Genomic DNA, 389 nt, shown 5'->3' on the forward strand with positions numbered 1-389 from the left:
CCACCAGAATGCCTTCGGCGGCGTTATCCAGCACCGAGGCATTGATGGCCCGGGCGACTTCCAGATCATGGCTCAACCGCTGCAAGGCACGGCGTTTACGCTGGTGCTCGAGCAACGCCTGGACTTTAGGCTTGAGAATTTGCGGATCGAACGGCTTGAACAGGTAATCCACCGCGCCACTGGCGTAGCCCTTGATCACGGCGTCCTGGGACTGTTCGTTGGCGGTAAGAAAAATGATTGGCGTAAGACGGGTTCGCTGGCTGCCGCGCATCAAGCGCGCCACTTCAAAACCGTCCATGCCCGGCATCTGCACATCCAGCAGCACCAGGTCGACATCGTGTTCGAGTAACAGGCCAAGGGCTTCAAAACCGGAAGCCGCGGTCATGACC

At 59.1% G+C, this 389-nt stretch carries 1 protein-coding gene; it reads right to left on the minus strand.

Features of this window, described 5'->3' with window-relative positions; translation table 11 throughout:
* Positions 1 to 389 (minus strand): response regulator (locus tag AC1DKR_RS21360; RefSeq protein ID WP_478035201.1); only part of this gene is annotated, 389 nt, incomplete at both ends.

This window comes from Stenotrophomonas sp. 01N47, from assembly GCF_056399165.1.